Source organism: Leucobacter chromiireducens subsp. chromiireducens (genome assembly GCF_016758255.1).
In the GTDB taxonomy this organism is placed as follows: domain Bacteria; phylum Actinomycetota; class Actinomycetes; order Actinomycetales; family Microbacteriaceae; genus Leucobacter; species Leucobacter chromiireducens.
Map to the genome: position 1 here is coordinate 162,279 of NZ_QYAD01000005.1, position 17,043 is coordinate 179,321.

Sequence of the window (17,043 nt, forward strand, 5' to 3'; positions counted from 1 at the left end):
GACGAGTCCTAATTCTCAGGCCTCCCTCGTCGCGGTGTTCGTGTTTGGCTGAGCGAAATGAGAACCCGACGAGAAAGACGAGCCCATGAAGAACACGCAGCAGCCCTCCGGTATGCCGATTCACCGCTACCGCCCCTTCCACGAGATCATCCCCGTGGAGCTGCCGGATCGCACCTGGCCCACCAAGCGGATTACCGAGGCACCGCGCTGGTGCGCAGTTGATCTCCGCGATGGGAACCAGGCGCTCATCGATCCCATGAGCCCCGAGCGCAAGCGGATCATGTTCGATCTGCTCGTCAAGATGGGCTACAAGGAGATCGAGGTGGGCTTCCCCTCGGCAAGCCAGACTGACTTCGACTTTGTTCGCCAGCTCATCGAAGAGGGCGCGATCCCGGACGATGTGACGATTCAGGTGCTGACGCAAGCGCGAGAGCACCTCATCACCCGCACGTACGAGTCGCTCATCGGAGCGAAGCAGGCCATCGTGCACCTCTACAACTCCACGTCAATCCTTCAGCGCGATGTGGTGTTCCGCTCCGACCGCGAGGGCATCAAGCAGATTGCTGTCGAGGGCGCCAAGATGTGCAAGGCCGCGGAGCACATTGCCGAGGGCACCGAGATTTACTACGAGTACTCGCCCGAGTCGTACACCGGCACAGAACTCGAGTACGCAGCTGAGGTCTGCAACGCGGTACTCGAGGTGTTCGAGCCCACTCCCGAGCGTAAGGTGATCATCAACCTGCCCGCCACGGTCGAGATGGCAACGCCGAATGTCTACGCCGACTCCATCGAGTGGATGGGCCGCAACCTGAACCACCGCGAGAACGTCATCCTCTCGCTGCACCCCCACAACGATCGAGGCACCGGCGTCGCCGCGGCAGAGCTCGGCTACCTCGCGGGAGCGGATCGCATTGAGGGGTGCCTGTTCGGCAACGGCGAGCGCACCGGAAACGTCGATCTCGTTGCGCTCGGCATCAACATGTTCACGCAGGGAATCGATCCCATGATCGACTTCTCGCGCCTGGACGAGGTGCGACGCACCGCCGAGTACTGCAACCAGCTCCGCGTCCCCGAGCGCAGCCCGTGGGCGGGCGACCTCGTCTACACCGCGTTCTCTGGATCTCACCAGGACGCGATCAAGAAGGGTTTCGAGCGCATGGCGCAGGATGCCGAAGCCGCCGGGAAGTCCATCGACGATATCGAGTGGGCGGTTCCCTACCTGCCTGTCGATCCGAAGGATCTGGGTCGTTCCTACGAGGCGGTCATCCGCGTGAACTCGCAGTCCGGGAAGGGCGGGGTCGCGTACCTGCTGAAGACGGACCACAACCTCGACCTGCCGCGTCGACTGCAGATCGAGTTCAGCGCTGTCGTTCAGAACGTCACCGACAGCGAGGGTGGCGAGATGTCGAGCGAGGCGATCTGGCGCATTTTCCAGGACGAGTACCTCCCCGCGAACGGGAATGGTGCTGAGCGCTGGGGCCGCTACGAGATCTTCCGCACCGCGGCCACGAGCACGGGCGACGGAGTCACCGAACTCGTCGTCGACTACCGTGACGGTACCGAGCAGAAGCAGGCGACCGCCCGCGGTAACGGCCCCGTCGACGCCTTCATCGCGGCGCTGACCGAGGATGGTCACTCCGTCACGCTCTTTGACTACGTTGAGCACGCGATGAGCTCCGGCGGCGACGCCGTCGCAGCGGCCTATGTGGACCTCGAGGTCGACGGGCAGCGACTGTGGGGCGTCGGCATCGACCCCGACACGAGCCGCGCCACGCTCAAGGCCATCATCTCCTCGGTCAACCGCGCGGTGCGCGGGGCGGCTCAGTCGGAGGTGGCCGCCGCGGCCGTCTAGGGAGTTTGCCGACGTCGGGCCCGCCACTCGCGCATTCGTACTTTTGTTCGAATGGCGCGGAGTGGCGGGCCCGACGTGTCGGTGGCACCCCCTAGGGTGGGCGATGTGATTGCATCGATTCAGGGTCCGGTCTTGTCCTCGGGTGTCGGCTGGGCAGTAGTGGGCCTCGGCGGCCTGGGCGTTCGTGTTGAGGTGCCGAGCGGCCGCGTACCGCAGCACCATCCAGGCGACGTGGTATCGATGCACACCTCGCTTGTGGTGCGCGAGGACTCGCTCACGCTGTTTGGCTTCGCTGAGCAGGCCGAACTCGACGTCTTTGGACACCTCATCGCAGTATCCGGTGTGGGGCCAAGAAGCGCACTCGGTGTCTTGTCCGGGCTCTCGCCGGCGGAGATTGCGCGCGCGGTGGCCGCCGAGGACGAGAAGCCGTTTCGCAAGGTGTCGGGTATCGGCCCGAAGACCGCGAAGCTCATCGTGGTGTCGCTCGCTGGGAAGCTCGACACGCTCGATCTCGGGGCGGAGTCCGAGCAGCTGGCCGCACCCATCGCGACCGGTGCTGCCGAGGCGGTCGCCGAGGGCCTTGTTGGCCTGGGGTGGAGTCAGGGCGACGCGGAGGGCGCGGTCGCCGATGCGCTCACCGCGGGCGCCCCTGAGGAGCATGCGGGCTTGTTGCGTGCAGCACTTGCGCTGCTCCAGGCCGGCCGGCCAGGATCCCGCGCGAACAGCGGGGCCACGCGGTGACCGGCGAGCTCTCCGCGCAGGCCACCCCATCGGAGCAGGGCTACGAGGGGGCCCTCAGGCCCGCAACGCTCGCCGAGTTCGTGGGTCAGGCGAAGGTGCGGAGCCAGCTGTCGCTCCTCCTGAATGCCGCGACCATCCAGCAGCGGACGCCTGATCACATCCTCCTCGCGGGTCCGCCAGGGCTCGGCAAGACGACGCTCTCGATGATCGTTGCGGCCGAGCTCGACAAGCCGCTGCATCAAACCTCCGGGCCGGCGATTCAGCACGCGGGGGACCTCGCCGCGGTGCTGTCCGCGCTCACCCCGGGCGAGGTGCTCTTTATCGACGAGATTCATCGAATGGCCCGCAGCGCCGAAGAGATGCTGTACCTCGCGATGGAAGACTTCAAGGTCGACATCATGGTGGGCAAGGGGGCAGGCGCTACGTCAGTGCCGCTCGAGCTTGCACCGTTCACGCTTGTTGGCGCGACGACGCGATCCGGTTTGTTGCCGAACCCACTGCGCGATCGCTTCGGATTCACGGCGCACCTCGAGTTTTACGCGGACCATGAGCTCGCGAGTGTGGTGCGCCGTGCCGCTGGCCTGCTCGGCTTCGAACTCTCGGATCACGGCATCGATGAGATTGCTGGCCGATCGCGCGGAACCCCTCGAATCGCGAACCGGCTGCTGCGGCGGGTGCGCGACTACGCACTTGTCCACGGCACCCCAGGGGATACGGCATCGGTCCAGGCGGCTCTCGCCCTCTATGACGTCGATGAGCACGGTCTCGATCGCCTCGACCGCGAGGTGCTCCGCGCGATCGTCGAGCGCTTTGGTGGGGGACCGGTGGGGCTCTCCACGCTGGCGGTCTCGGTGGGTGAGGAAGCCGAGACGATCGAGGCGGTCGTCGAGCCGTTCTTGGTGCGCACCGGGCTCGTGACGCGCACACCTCGCGGTCGAATCGCTACGCGGCTGGGGTGGGAGCACGTCGGTCTCGTTCCGCCCAGCTAAAGCTGCATATTCGGTGGAAAAACCCACACACGGTACAGAGGCTGAGCGCTAGACTCGTAAGGATTGTGCCAACTGCAACCGCACGGGCACGCCCACGAAAGGACCTCAGTTCCGATGGACCCGATTACCATTCTGATGTTTGCGCTGATCGCGCTGCTTATCTTCTTCATGTTCCGCAACGGGAAGAAGCGCCAGCAGGCGATGCAGGAGCTCCAGAACGGGCTGCGTCCGGGCGCGGAGGTCATGCTCCAGTCCGGCATCTTCGGGACGATCGAGTCGGTCGACGAGGAAGACAACAAGGTTGTCGTGCGCAGTGGCACGTCGACCCTCGTTGCGCACCGCAACGCGATCGCTCAGATCGTCACGCCCAACGAGGCGCCCGCAGAGGACGCGACGAGCACCCTTGCGCCCGATGATGATCCCGAGTTCGGCGAGCGCATCACAAACGCGAACGGCGAAGCTGCCGCGGCCGCTGAAGAGTCGATTGCCCCCGCTGCAGAGACCGAGACGCCCGCGGCTGAGAGCGACACCGATCGCCCGGACACCGACCCGCAGGGTGGCGAGCAGACGCCGAAGGCGTAGCCGCGTGGTTGCGGGGAGACCCGCGACCGTTCCACCCCAGCACTGAGAGAAAGCAGTCGTTTTGGCGTCCACTCCAGCCGTCCGGGGAGCCCGTCGCTCCCTGGTCTTCCTATTGGTCCTCCTCGTGGGCCTCGCGGGTCTGATCACCTATGGCGTGTTCAGAAGCGATGCGACGTGGACGCCGAAACTCGCCCTCGATCTGCAGGGAGGCACGCAGATCCTGCTCGCCGCCGAGCAGACCGATGGCAAGACCGTCAGTGGTGAGCAGCTCCAGCAAGCCGTCTCCATCATTCGTCAGCGCGTTGATGCGGCGGGTGTTTCCGAGGCGGAAATCACCACGCAGGGAAATCAGCACATTTCGGTGTCGATTCCCGGCAAGGCCGACGAGGCCACGCTGAACCGAATTGAGGCCTCCGCAAAGCTCGACTTCCGCCCGGTGCTCGCCACCGGAATCGGCGTCGATCTCACGCAGCAGCCCGCGCCCGAACCCAAAACGGATGAGGACGGGAACCCGGTAGAGCTCACCGACGCGGAGAAGGCTGCCGAGGAGACCCGCCAGCAGGCGATCGCCGCGGCCGACGAGGCCCGCGCCAAGGCTGACGCGCTCACGCCCGAGGATCTCGTGCCCGAGACCAAGCCGGACAACGCCGGTGACCTCGCGTGGATTACGCCCGGCTTGCAGACAAAGTTCGACGCGTTCACCTGTCAGTCCGATGCCGCGCTCGAGACCGGCAACGCTGATCCCGATGTGCCGCTCATCACGTGTGACGAGACGGGCACTCAGAAGTACATCCTCGGCCCGGTCGAGCTGAAGGGCGACGTCATCACAGACGCGTCCGCACAGATGGCGACGAACCAGAACGGTGCGACCACCGGTGGTTGGGTCGTGCAGATCACGATGAACAAGAAGGGCACCGAGGTCTTCGGCAAGATCAGCACTCGCCTGTACGGTGCGCCGACGCCGCAGGACCAGTTTGCGTTCGTGCTTGATGGCCGCGTCCTCTCCGCCCCGCAGATGCAGGGGCAGATTCTTGATGGTCGCCCCTCGATCAGTGGCAACTTCACGCAGGAGACGTCGCAGGCACTTGCGGACCAGTTGAAGTTCGGTGCGCTGCCGATCGACTTCACGGTGCAGAGCCAGGAAGACATCTCCGCGACGCTGGGCGCAAGCCAGCTCGGCTACGGCCTGCTCGCCGGCCTGATCGGTCTGCTGCTCGTTGTGGTCTACTCGCTCTTCCAGTACCGCGCGCTTGGATCGCTGACCATCGCGTCGCTCGCGATCGCCGGCGTGCTGACGTACCTGCTGCTCACCTTCTTCTCGTGGCGACAGGGATACCGCCTTTCGCTCGCGGGCGTCGCCGGCATCATCGTTGCGGTGGGCTTCACGGCGGACTCGTTCATTGTGTACTTCGAGCGGATTCGTGACGCCCTGCGCGACGGGTTCTCGATCGATCGGGCCGTTGAGCACGGCTGGAAGCGCGCGTTCCGCACGGTCCTTGCATCAGACGGTGTGAACTTCCTCGCCGCTGTGATTCTCTTCATCCTGGCGGTCGGCAACGTGAAGGGCTTCGCGTTCACGCTCGGTCTCACCACGCTCGTGGACGTGCTGGTGGTCGCGCTCTTCACGCACCCGATGATGACCCTCCTCGCGCGTACTCGCTTCTACCAGAGCGGACATCCGTTCTCGGGCCTCGACCCGAAGCGCTTGGGCGCGGTCTACCGCGGTCGTGCGCAGTTCCGCGAACCGGTGATCGCTTCAAAGGGTGCGGGTAAGAAGGTCGCTCGAAGCCAGAAGGAAGCGGAACGCCGTCAGACGATCGCGGAGCGCAAGGCAGCCGAGGCTGCGGGCGCTACCGTCGGAAAGGAGAGCTGACATGGCTCGCTCATTCTCAGAGTTCGGCAACGCGCTCTACACCGGCGAGAAGTCGATTGACTTCGTGGGGCGCCGCAAGCGCTGGTACGCGATCTCGATCGTGCTCATCATTCTCTCGATCGTTGGACCGATGCTCCGCGGCGGCTTCAGCTTCGGTATCGAGTTCACCGGTGGCAGCCAGTTCCAGGTGCACCTCACCCAGGGTGAGGAACGTGATCCCCAGGTGGCTGAGAAGGCCGTCGCATCTGTGCTGCCGAAGAGCACGCCTCGCGTGAGCCTGCTCGGCCCCACTGACATTCGTGTGCAGACCGAAGCCCTCAAGGAAGCAGAGAACCGCGAGGTCACCGCAGCGCTGGCTGAGGCGTATGGCGTCCAGGAGCAGGAAGTCACCTACTCCTACATTGGTCCTGCTTGGGGACAGGACATCACCCGGCAGGCGATCATCGCGCTCGTGGTGTTCATCCTCTTCGCAGCGCTGGTCATGGCGATCTACTTCCGTACCTGGAAGATGTCGCTCGCGGCGATCGTTGCGCTGCTGCACGACCTCGTGATCACCGCTGGGATTTACGGAATCTCGGGCTTCGAGATCACTCCGGCGGCGATGATCGGCTTCCTGACGATCCTTGGATATTCGCTCTACGACACCGTTGTGGTCTTCGACAAGATCCGCGAGAACACGCTCCCGGGTGAACTCAATGAGCGTCGCACCTTTGGTGAGGCCGTCAACCTGGGCGTGAACCAGACGCTTGTGCGTTCGATCAACACATCGATCGTTGCGCTGCTGCCGGTCGGCTCGATCCTCTTCATCGGCGCATTTATGCTCGGTGCAGGCACGCTACGCGACATCTCGCTTGCGCTCTTCATTGGCATCCTGGTCGGCGCGTACTCGACGATCTTCATCGCTGCGCCGGCGTACGCACACCTGCGCGAGGGTGAGCCCGAGATCAAGCGGCATGACGCTCGTGTGCGTCGTGCACGTGGTGAGGACGCGGTCGAGGAAGTACCTGCTCCCACCGAATCGAAGTAGCACGCGCGGCGCGGGCGCCCAGTTCGTCGGAATGGGCGCCCGTGGTGTAGCGTTCAAACATTCGAGGAGGAGGCAGGGTGGCAACGAGTGATGTAACGCACGGCGGCACGACCGCGCTGCGCAGACTTGTGCCCAGAATCTTCTCTCGAGGCAGCGCGCCGGGTGCGGTAGACCAGTTGGTGCGTACTGTGCGCGGCAACTACCCGCGCGCGGATCTCTCGGTGATCGAGAGGGCGTACACCACAGCGGAGCGCGCGCACCGTGGACAGAAGCGTCGCTCCGGTGAGCCGTACATCACACACCCGATCGCGGTCGCGCAGATCCTCGCCGAGCTCGGTGTCGCCCCCGTGGCGATTGCGGCGGCGTTGCTCCACGACACGGTGGAGGATACGGACTACACGCTCGAGCAGCTGACCGAAGACTTTGGCGAGGAGATCGCCATGCTCGTCGACGGCGTCACGAAGCTTGACAAGGTCAAGTACGGCGACTCGGCGCAGGCCGAGACCGTGCGCAAGATGGTCGTTGCGATGTCGAAGGACATCCGGGTGCTGGTCATCAAGCTCGCCGACCGCCTGCACAACGCCCGGACCTGGGGCTTTGTCTCTGGTGACTCCGCGAAGCGGAAGGCGCAGGAGACGCTCGAGATTTACGCCCCGCTTGCGCATCGCCTGGGCATTCAGTCCATCAAAGCGGAACTTGAGGATCTCTCCTTCGCGGTGCTGAAGCCGAAGCTCTACGCCGAGATCGAGAATCTCATTTCGCAGCGCAATCCCCAGCGCGACGAGCTCGTGGGTGTGGTGATCAGCTCGATCGAGGCTGATCTTCGCGACGCCCGAATTCGCGGCGAGGTGACGGGGCGCCCCAAGGAGCTCTACTCGATCTACCAGAAGATGATCGTCCGGGGCCGCGACTTTGACGACATCTATGACCTCGTCGGGATCCGCGTACTGGTCCAGTCGATTCGAGATTGCTACGCGGTGCTCGGTGCGGTCCATGCGCGGTGGACTCCGATTCCCGGCAGGTTCAAGGACTACATCGCCACGCCGAAGTTCAATCTGTACCAGTCGCTGCACACCACGGTGATCGGGCCCGATGGTCGCGCCGTTGAGATCCAGATCCGCACCGTTGAGATGCATCAGCGTGCGGAGTACGGCGTTGCTGCGCACTGGAAGTACAAGCAGCGCCAGGCACCGGGCGCCGCGCCGTCGTCGAACGATATGGCCTGGCTTGCCCACATCTCTGACTGGCAGGCTGAGACGGAGGACCCGAGCGAGTTCCTCGACGCGTTGCGTTTCGAGATCGGCGCGAAGGAAGTCTACGTCTTCACCCCGAAGGGACGCGTCATCGGGCTCCCCGCCGGTGGCACGACCGTCGACTTCGCGTATGCGGTGCACACCGAGGTGGGGCACCGCACGATGGGCGCGCGCGTCAACGGCAGGCTCGTTCCGCTCGAGACTGCGCTCCAGAACGGCGACGTCGTCGAGGTATTCACCTCGAAGGACCCGAATGCGGGCCCAAATAAGAACTGGCTCACCTTCGTCAAGAGCAAGCGCGCCCAGAATAAGATTCGGCAGTGGTTCACGAAGGAGCGCCGTGAGGAAGCCGCCGAGACCGGGAAGACGGAGATCGCAAAGGCGCTCCGGAAGCAAGGCTTGCCGCTCCATCGCGTCATGAACTCGGAGGCGCTGCAGCAGGTTGCGCTGCAGCTGCGCTACGCGGACGTGACTGCGCTGTACGCCGCGGTGGGCGCCAACCACGTCTCCGCCCAGTCTGTGGTCGAGAAGGTCACCGCGCTGGTGCTCGACGAACAGAGCTCCACGGAACCAGCGCTTGCAACCGTTCCGATCATTGACGCACCGCGGCCGCAGCGTCACACCGACTCGAGCGGTGTCGTGGTGACGGGCGCGTCCGACGTGCTTGCAAAGCTCGCGAAGTGCTGCACCCCCGTTCCGGGGGATGAGATCCAGGGCTTCGTGACGAAGGGGCAGGGCGTTTCTGTGCACCGGGTCGACTGCCACAACTTCCAGAACCTGCGCACCCAGCAGGACCGGCTCGTTGATGTCGAGTGGGCACCCACCTCGAAGAGCGTCTTCCTCGTGCAGATTCAGGTCGAGGCGCTCGACCGCTCCGGGCTGCTGTCCGACGTGACGCGCACGCTCTCAGAGCATCACGTGAACATCCTTTCTGCTTCGGTGAACACGTCAAGTTCACGGCTGGCGATCAGTCGCTTCGTCTTCGAGATGGCGAACGCGACCCACTTGGACCACGTACTCAACGCCGTGCGTCGCATTGATGGCGTCTACGACGTCTATCGGATCACGAACTAGGCGCGGCGCTCTCAGCGCCTGATTCGAGCCAGAGTTGAGAGACTCGCGCGAGCCGCGCGAGCGCTCTGCGCCGGTGCGGCGCAGGCCCAGCGGTCAGCGCCGCAGCGACCTGCGCGGCGCCTGCACCGCGGAAGACCGCCAGGACGCGGCAGGCGATGTGGATCTCCCGCGTGAGCACGGCGCTCAATCGCAGGAGATCGGCGACGGTTCTCGTGGGCGTGGTCACCGTCGCACGACCGAGGTGCAGCAGCTCCGGCTCCCGGGGCGAGAGCTGGCGCGAACGCACACGCACACCGCGTTCACTGCCCGTGTTCGCGCGTGCCGCTGAGGCGAACTCGAGCAGAGCACCAGCGCTGTGGGCTGCTCCCCAGATCCAGGCCGCGGTGAGGAGTATCGCCGTGCGGTCCGGCGTGAGCCATGGCGCGAGCGCCGCAGCGCGGACGAGGGGAGTATCCGGCCACCCAGCGCCACGCACACCCGGTCCACAGTGCACGAGCGTCCCGCGGATGAGCTCTGCGCGCTGCACGGGGCCCGGCAGGAGATCGTGTCGCGGCACCCGGAGTGGAGCGGTTCTGCGCTGCGGTGCGATAAGAGCTGGCATGCCTCGAGTCTCGCCGACCTGAGCAACACACAGCTGCACTCGGAGCGCTCGTGTGGATAACTTGCCGCATGTCGGTAGATCCTGAGTGTGTGGGCGACGCGCACCGAGCACGAGTCTTATACGCGCAGAACGCCCCGGGAACTGTGCAGTTCCCGGGGCGCTCCTTTTCCGACCGCGCTCAGGTGAGGCGGCCGGGACGCAACAAACTAGTCGCCGAGTGCCGCGAGCCAGGACTGCTGCGTGGCGAGCTTCTCTTCCGCGGCCTGCTTCGCCTTCGCGTCGCCCGCCGCCTCAGCGGCGGAGATCTCTGCGGTGAGCTCAGCGATCGAGTTCTCAAGCTGTCCGCGGAGCCCCTCGCTGCGTGCCTTGGTCTCCGGGTTCGTCTTCCGCCAGTGCTCCTCCTCGAGGTGCTTGACGTGGTCCTCGATCTTTCGGAGCCGGCCCTCAACATCGCGCAGCGCCTCGCGGGGGACTCGACCCACCTCGTCCCAACGCAGCTGGATTGCCGTGAGCTGCTTCCGCGCGGCAGTGTGCTCGTTCACCTGCAGGATGGGCTCGGCTTCGCCGAGAATCTCCTGCTTCTGTGCAAGGTTCGCCGCGTACTCCTCATTCGTCTGCGCGGCCTCTGCGGCCTTCGCCTGGTAGAGCACGTCGCCGGCAGCCTTAAATCGAGCCCACAGCTGATCATCGATCTTGCGGCTCGCGCGGCCCGAAGCCTTCCACTCGTCGAGCAGGCCGCGGTACGCGGGGATGCCATCGACGCCCTTCGGGGCAAGTGCCTCTGCGGCCGCGATGATGCGCTCCTTGCGCTGCTTCACGTCCTTGTTGGTGGCGTCCATCTGCGCGAAGTGCGCACGACGAGCAGTGTCGAAGGACTGACGAGCGGAGCGGAAGCGCTTCCACAGGGCGTCTGCCTGCGCCTTGGGGATCTGCGGCCCACTGCGCTGGGCGGTCTGCCAGTCGGTGAACAGCTGCTCAAACGCCTGGCTCGTGTCCTTCCAGCGAATCGAGTTCTCAGGCTGGGCAGCGAGGCGCTCAGCCTCCGCCGCGATGGCTTCGCGCTTGGCGACGGCCTCCTGGCGTGCGGCCTCGCGCTCGGCCTGCTGCTTCTCGCTCAGCGCGGCAGTCTTCGTGACGAGCGCCTCGACGCGCGTGCGCAGTCCGGCGATGTCACCCACCGCTGCGGGCTCAACGAGCTGCTCCTGCAGCTTCGTGACCGACTCAGCAGCCGAGCCGTCGGCGGTGCCGCGCGCAATGCGCGCCTCAAGCAGGCTGACCTGACCCTCAAGGTCCGCAAACTTGCGGGTGAAGTAGGCAAGCGCCTCCTCGGGGGTGCCGTCTGGGTATGACCCGACCGCTCGTTCGCCCTCGCCCTCCCGCACATATACGGTCCGGTCGTCGTCGACTCGTCCCCAGGGCGTTTCGTTGGTCGCTTCGCTCACGGTTCTGCTCACTTGTCGGGTGTGGGGGCCGGCCGTGCCGACCATACGGAATAGACTCCTCCACTATGCCACAGCGGGCGCCGGGATGCCCCTTGGAGTGCTGTGTTTCCGGGAGTGGCGTGCGCGGGAGGACGTTGTCTCCGCCCTGTCAGAGGTGCCGGTTAGCATGGTGACGTGGACACCCCAGCTCTTCCCGCGGCAACCGCGCCCCTCGCGGTACGAATGCGCCCGCGCTCTCTCGACGAGGTCGTGGGACAGCAACACCTGCTGCACCCCGGCTCGCCGCTTCGCGTGCTCGCCGCCGACACGGAGGGCGGCGGGGGAGCCGTCTCGGTGATCCTCTGGGGTCCGCCGGGCACGGGGAAGACCACGCTGGCCCAGGCGATCGCGCACTCGAGTGGCCGCCGCTTCGTCGAGCTTTCGGCCATCACCGCTGGGGTGAAGGACGTGCGCACCGTGATGGAGCGCGCGCTCAACGACCGCGATCTCTACGGAATTGCGACCGTGCTCTTTCTCGACGAGATCCACCGCTTCACGAAGGCGCAGCAAGATGCGCTCCTGCCGGGCGTGGAGAACGGTTGGGTCACCCTCGTCGCTGCAACCACCGAAAACCCTTCGTTCTCGGTGATCAGCCCGCTACTCTCGCGCTCCCTGCTCCTGACGCTCGAGCCGCTAGACGATTCCGACCTGCGCACGCTGTTGGAGCGGGCGCTCACGGAGCCACGGGGACTCGATGGCGCCGTCGAGGTGGAGCCGGAGGCCCTGGATGCGCTCGTGCAGCTCGCCTCAGGTGATGCGCGGCGCGCGCTGACCGGACTTGAGGCCGCCGCGGCCTCGGCTGCAGCGCTGGAGAGCTGCGATTCGGCGAGTGAGGAGACGGTACGCGAGGAGTCGGCAAACGTGGAGGCGCCTGCGCGCCCCGTCATCACGCCCGACGTCGTCTCGGCCGCCGTGAATCGTGCCCTTCTCCGCTACGACCGAAACGGCGATCAGCACTACGACGTCACGAGCGCGTTCATCAAGTCGATGCGTGGCTCCGATCCCGATGCAGCGATTCACTACCTCGCTCGCATGATCGAGGCAGGCGAGGATCCCCGATTCATTGCGCGCAGGCTCATCGTCCACGCCGCAGAAGACGTGGGGCTCGCTGATCCGCGCGCGCTCCAGGTCGCGGTCGCCGCCGCCGAGGCCGCGCAGCTGATTGGTCTGCCAGAAGCACGAATCCCGCTCGCCGAGGCCACGATCTACATTGCAACTGCACCCAAGTCGAACGCGGTCATCTCTGCAATCGATACGGCGATCGCAGATGTGAAGGCCGGGCGATTCGGGCCGGTCCCGCTGCATCTCCGCGACGCGCACTATCCGGGCGCGAAGCGGATGGGGCACGGAAAAGGCTACATTTACCCGCACTCCGACCCGCGCGGGGTGTCGACGCAGCAGTACCTGCCCGAGGAGATTCGTGAGCGGGTGTATTACTCGCCGACGACACACGGCAACGAGCGCGAGCTCGCGGAACGTCTGGGCAAGCTGCGGAGGATCACCCGCGCCGGGCAGTCATGAGCCGGCCGCACGTCGCGCCTGCTTCGTGCTAAGCTAGACGCTGGCCAACACTGGACCCGACGCTGGCTGCGCACGGGCCCTTGTGGCAGTCGCCCTGTAGCCGGGTTTCTGCGCTGGTCGTTCCCTCACCGAAAACGGTGTGCTGCGTCGCGTGCATTGCGTGCCCTTCCGAGGGTCGTGAATGCGGGCGCAGCGTGGCCGAGAGAACACACGCCGCACGATCGTCAGATTGTGTGCGCTATTTCCAGAAAACCCGAAAGGACTCACGTGTCGACTACGTCGCGTACCCGTTCCAAGACCCGCCTTTCCCGCTCGCTCGGGATCGCGCTCACGCCGAAGGCAGCTCGTTACCTCGAGAAGCGCCCCTACGGCCCCGGCCAGCACGGCCGCACCAAGCGTAAGAGCGACAGCGACTACGCCGTTCGTCTGCGCGAGAAGCAGCGTCTCCGGGCTCAGTACGGCATCCGCGAGAAGCAGCTCACCATTGCGTTCAAGGAAGCTCGCCGCCAGGACGGCCTGACGGGTGAGAACCTCGTCGAGCTCCTCGAGATGCGCCTCGACGCCCTCGTGCTCCGTGCCGGCTTCGCCCGCACCACCGCACAGGCTCGTCAGATGGTTGTGCACCGCCACATCCTCGTCGACGGCAAGATCGTTGACCGTCCCTCCTTCCGTGTGAAGCCGGGACAGCTCATTCACGTCAAGGAGCGCTCCGAGGGCACCGAGCCCTTCCAGGTCGCCGCTGCCGGTGGCCACGCCGAGGTACTGCCCCCCGTTCCGGGCTACCTCGAGGTTGAGCTCGACAAGCTCCAGGCACGCCTCGTGCGTCGCCCGAAGCGCGCTGAGGTCCCCGTGACCTGTGAAGTGCAGCTCGTCGTCGAGTACTACTCGGGACGCTAAGCCGCACGTTTGCGCACAGCCGCCTCAGGGGCGTCGGAGTGATCCGGCGCCCCTGAGGCGTTTCCGGGCCTGCGTGGTGTCTGTGGATATCCGGCCCGGGGGAGAAGGAACCCGCTAAGCTGGTCGGTGTTTTCCGGCGCGGCCCCCACCGCGTTCGTTCGCCGACAGGAGGAATGAGACATGCGCAAGCTGATGTTGCTGCTGGGTGGAGTTGTGCTGGGCTTCGTCGCGGCACACTTCGTGAACCAGAGCCCCGAGGGTCGCCGCTTTTTTGACCGTGTGAACCGCGGTATGAGTGAGTTCAGTCGCGCCTTTGCGAGCGGCTATGAGTCGGAAGCTGACGAGTCAGATCTCGCTGATGACCTCGAGGACGCGCTGCGCGATCTGCGCGACAAGGCCTAGCCTCCCCAAGCTTCACGCGCTGCCCGCAGGGAGACCGTTGGTCTGCCCCGCGCGAGCGCTCGAACGACAATCCCCATCACAAGAAAGATTCACGGATGCAGACCGCTGAAATCCACCGCCGCTGGCTTGACTTCTTCGAGAAGCGAGGACACACCGTTGTCCCGTCCGCTTCTCTGGTGAGCGATGACCCCAGCCTGATGTTCACGGTCGCCGGAATGGTCCCGTTTGTGCCGTACCTTTCCGGTCTGGTGCCCGCGCCGTACCCCCGCGCGACGAGCGTGCAGAAGTGCATCCGAACGAACGACATCGAGGAGGTGGGGCGCACGCCGCGTCACGGCACCTTCTTCCAGATGTGCGGAAACTTCTCCTTCGGTGACTACTTCAAGGAGGGCGCGATCCAGTTCGCCTGGGAGCTCCTCACCACGCCCGAGGCTGACGGGGGCCTCGGCTTCGACGCGAAGGACCTGTGGGTCACCGTGTACGAGGAGGACGAGGAAGCGATCGCGCTGTGGCGCGAACACTCGAGCCTGCCCGACGAGCGAATTCAGCGTCTCGGGAAAGACACGAACTACTGGTCGACGGGGCAGCCAGGTCCCGCGGGCCCGTGCTCGGAGATCTTCTTCGATCTCGGCCCCGAGCATGGGATCGATGGCGGCCCGGCGACCGATGACGATCGCTACGTGGAGATCTGGAACCTCGTCTTCATGCAGTACGAGGTCGCCGACGTGAAGTCGAAGACTGACTTCACGATTCTCGGAGAGCTGCCCAAGAAGAACATCGATACGGGCATGGGCCTTGAGCGCGTCGCGTTCATCAAGCAGGGCGTCCAGAACATGTACGAGATCGATCAGGTGCGCCCCGTGCTTGACCGGGCGGCAGAGCTTACGGGCAAGACCTACGGCGCCGATCACGCCGATGACGTGCGCCTGCGCGTCATCGCTGACCACGTGCGCAGCGGCCTCATGCTGATCGCCGACGGTGTGACGCCCTCGAACGAGGGGCGCGGGTACATTCTGCGGCGTCTGCTGCGCCGGGTGATTCTCTCGATGCGTCTGCTCGGCTTCGACGGCGCGAGCTTTGCTGAGCTCTTCCCGGTCTCGCGGGACGCGATGCAGGAGGCGTACCCGGCGGTCGCGCGCGACTTTGACTTCATTTCACGAGCTGCCTACGCAGAGGAGAAGACCTTCCTGCGCACGCTTGCATCGGGCATTCAGATCCTCGACACCGCGGTCGAGACGGCCAAGGCCGGCTCAGTCGCTGTTCCCGGCGACACCGCCTTTCTACTGCACGACACTCACGGCTTCCCGATCGAGCTCACGCTCGAGATCGCGGAGGAGGCCGGCGTTGCAGTGGACCGCACGGTGTTCAGCGAGCTGATGCAGGAGCAGCGCGACCGCGCGAAGGCCGACGCAAAGGCGAAGAAGGGGCAGCGCGCGGATCTCTCCGTATACAAGGAGCTCCGCGGCCTGGGCGAGACTCTGTTCACGGGGTACGACGAGCTTGTTCACGAGAGCCGCGTGCTCGGCCTCGTCGTTGACGGCGTGCCCGTGCGTGAGGCGCACGAGGGCCAGATCGCCGAACTCGTGCTGTCCGAGACCTCGCTGTGGGCAGAGTCCGGCGGACAGGACTCGGATCAGGGCGTGATCGTGGGCGACGGCTTCGAAGCCGAGGTGCTTGACGTGCAGAAGCCCGTCCCGGGCCTCATTGTGCACACCGTCAAGGTCAGCGTCGGTACGATCGGCATCGATCAGCGCGCGGAGACCCGTGTGGATGCCAACTACCGTCGGGGAGCGACGCAGGCCCACTCGGCAACGCACATCGTCCATGCGGCGCTGCGTGACGTTCTGGGCGCGAGCGCCCACCAGGCGGGCTCCTACAACAAGGCCGGCTACATGCGTCTCGACTTCACGCACTCGGAAGCGCTCAGCGCGGAAACGAAGAGTGAGATCGAGGAGATTTCAAACCTCGCGATTCGCTCCAACTACGAGGTCGTCACCCGTGAGATGGGTATTGACGAGGCGAAGGCGATGGGCGCCATGGCGCTCTTCGGCGAGAAGTATGGCGACCGCGTGCGCGTGGTTGACATTGGAGGGCCGTGGTCGCGCGAACTGTGCGCGGGAACCCACGTGTCGAGCTCCTCCGAGGTCGGAATGATCAACCTCGTATCCGAGAGCTCGGTCGGCTCCACCAACCGGCGCGTGGAGTCGCTCGTTGGGCTCGAAGCGTTCCAGAGCTTCGCTGCGGAGCGCGCCATCGTGCAGCAGCTCGCGAGCGGACTGCGTGTGCCGCGCGCGGAGCTCGTGGGCCGTGTGCAGGATCTCGGTGCGCAGCTGAAGGCCGCAGAGAAAAAGATTGCGGCGTTCGAGGCGGAGAAGCTGGCTCAGCGCGTCCCCGAACTGGTCGCGAGCGCCGAGCCGATTGGCAACGTGCGTGCGGTGCTCCACTCGCTGGGTGCGGTGGGCTCGGCTGACGATGTCCGTGGCCTCGCAATCCAGGCCCGCGATCGTCTGGCAGCCGACGCGGCCGTCGTGGTGCTCGCGGGCGATGCGGGCGGCAAGCCGGTCGTCATTGCGGCAACCACCGAAGGCGCTCGGAATGCTGGAGTTCGCGCGGGCGACCTCGCCAAACTGGGCGCGCAGGTGCTCGGCGGCGGCGGCGGCGGCAAGCCGGATCTCGCGCAGGGCGGTGGCGCTGATCCCACGCAGATTGACGCGGCTCTCGCTGCGATCCGCGGTCGGCTCGCGGAGTAG

Annotated in this window: 13 protein-coding genes; 11 read left to right on the plus strand and 2 right to left on the minus strand. The window is 65.6% G+C overall.

Annotated elements, in window-relative coordinates:
- Positions 1-85 precede the first annotated feature (85 nt).
- From leuA to D3226_RS13535, 7 genes are all read left to right on the plus strand, one after another.
- Complete coding sequence (gene leuA / locus D3226_RS13505) at positions 86-1,852, plus strand: 2-isopropylmalate synthase (protein ID WP_202383127.1); 1,767 nt, start codon at positions 86-88, stop codon at positions 1,850-1,852.
- Between the two features lie 105 nt (positions 1,853-1,957).
- On the plus strand, positions 1,958-2,593 hold the full coding sequence (gene ruvA / locus D3226_RS13510; RefSeq protein WP_202383128.1) for a Holliday junction branch migration protein RuvA: 636 nt from the start codon (positions 1,958-1,960) through the stop codon (positions 2,591-2,593).
- On the plus strand, positions 2,590-3,582 hold the full coding sequence (gene ruvB, locus D3226_RS13515) for a Holliday junction branch migration DNA helicase RuvB (RefSeq protein WP_202383129.1): 993 nt from the start codon (positions 2,590-2,592) through the stop codon (positions 3,580-3,582). The genes ruvA and ruvB overlap by 4 nt, the downstream gene beginning before the upstream one ends.
- Positions 3,583-3,696: 114 nt before the next feature.
- Positions 3,697-4,164, plus strand: coding sequence for a preprotein translocase subunit YajC (gene yajC, locus D3226_RS13520; protein WP_202383130.1), 468 nt, complete (start codon positions 3,697-3,699; stop codon positions 4,162-4,164).
- 112 nt (positions 4,165-4,276) lie between these two features.
- The gene (gene secD, locus D3226_RS13525; RefSeq protein ID WP_420029102.1) at positions 4,277-6,037 is read left to right on the plus strand and encodes a protein translocase subunit SecD; all 1,761 of its coding nucleotides are present in this window, start codon (positions 4,277-4,279) and stop codon (positions 6,035-6,037) included.
- Position 6,038: 1 nt separating this feature from the next.
- The gene (secF, locus tag D3226_RS13530) at positions 6,039-7,064 is read left to right on the plus strand and encodes a protein translocase subunit SecF (protein WP_202383132.1); all 1,026 of its coding nucleotides are present in this window, start codon (positions 6,039-6,041) and stop codon (positions 7,062-7,064) included.
- A gap of 77 nt (positions 7,065-7,141) precedes the next feature.
- Positions 7,142-9,391 carry a RelA/SpoT family protein gene (locus D3226_RS13535; protein WP_202383133.1) on the plus strand — a complete coding sequence of 750 codons (2,250 nt, stop codon included), beginning with the start codon at positions 7,142-7,144 and terminating at the stop codon, positions 9,389-9,391.
- Here the strand turns inward: D3226_RS13535 and D3226_RS13540 are convergent.
- Together D3226_RS13540 and D3226_RS13545 are read right to left on the minus strand one after the other, a co-directional pair.
- The gene (locus D3226_RS13540; RefSeq protein WP_202383134.1) at positions 9,381-9,992 is read right to left on the minus strand and encodes a hypothetical protein; all 612 of its coding nucleotides are present in this window, start codon (positions 9,990-9,992) and stop codon (positions 9,381-9,383) included. The genes D3226_RS13535 and D3226_RS13540 overlap by 11 nt on opposite strands.
- 206 nt (positions 9,993-10,198) lie before the next feature.
- Positions 10,199-11,434 (minus strand): DUF349 domain-containing protein, encoded by a 1,236-nt coding sequence (locus tag D3226_RS13545; RefSeq protein WP_337249007.1) that lies wholly within the window; start codon positions 11,432-11,434, stop codon positions 10,199-10,201.
- A gap of 222 nt (positions 11,435-11,656) precedes the next feature.
- Here D3226_RS13545 and D3226_RS13550 point away from each other — a divergent pair, with 222 nt between their 5' ends.
- The 4 genes from D3226_RS13550 (at position 11,657) to alaS (ending at position 17,043) form a co-directional block, all read left to right on the plus strand.
- The gene (locus D3226_RS13550) at positions 11,657-12,994 is read left to right on the plus strand and encodes a replication-associated recombination protein A (protein ID WP_202383201.1); all 1,338 of its coding nucleotides are present in this window, start codon (positions 11,657-11,659) and stop codon (positions 12,992-12,994) included.
- 267 nt (positions 12,995-13,261) lie between these two features.
- A complete protein-coding gene (gene rpsD, locus D3226_RS13555) occupies positions 13,262-13,891 on the plus strand; it encodes a 30S ribosomal protein S4 (RefSeq protein WP_202383136.1) in 630 nt (209 codons plus the stop codon).
- Between the two features lie 180 nt (positions 13,892-14,071).
- On the plus strand, positions 14,072-14,293 hold the full coding sequence (locus tag D3226_RS13560; protein WP_202383137.1) for a hypothetical protein: 222 nt from the start codon (positions 14,072-14,074) through the stop codon (positions 14,291-14,293).
- A gap of 95 nt (positions 14,294-14,388) precedes the next feature.
- Complete coding sequence (gene alaS, locus D3226_RS13565; RefSeq protein ID WP_202383138.1) at positions 14,389-17,043, plus strand: alanine--tRNA ligase; 2,655 nt, start codon at positions 14,389-14,391, stop codon at positions 17,041-17,043.

What these genes read in the sequence shown, in the direction of transcription:
- leuA (WP_202383127.1), top strand. Translation starts at nt 86, where the DNA reads ATGAAGAACACGCAGCAGCCCTCCGGTATGCCGATTCACCGCTACCGC.
- yajC (WP_202383130.1), top strand. Translation starts at nt 3,697, where the DNA reads ATGGACCCGATTACCATTCTGATGTTTGCGCTGATCGCGCTGCTTATC.
- secF (WP_202383132.1), top strand. Translation starts at nt 6,039, where the DNA reads ATGGCTCGCTCATTCTCAGAGTTCGGCAACGCGCTCTACACCGGCGAG.
- D3226_RS13540 (WP_202383134.1), bottom strand. Translation starts at nt 9,992, where the DNA reads ATGCCAGCTCTTATCGCACCGCAGCGCAGAACCGCTCCACTCCGGGTG.
- D3226_RS13550 (WP_202383201.1), top strand. Translation starts at nt 11,657, where the DNA reads ATGCGCCCGCGCTCTCTCGACGAGGTCGTGGGACAGCAACACCTGCTG.
- D3226_RS13560 (WP_202383137.1), top strand. Translation starts at nt 14,072, where the DNA reads ATGCGCAAGCTGATGTTGCTGCTGGGTGGAGTTGTGCTGGGCTTCGTC.
- alaS (WP_202383138.1), top strand. Translation starts at nt 14,389, where the DNA reads ATGCAGACCGCTGAAATCCACCGCCGCTGGCTTGACTTCTTCGAGAAG.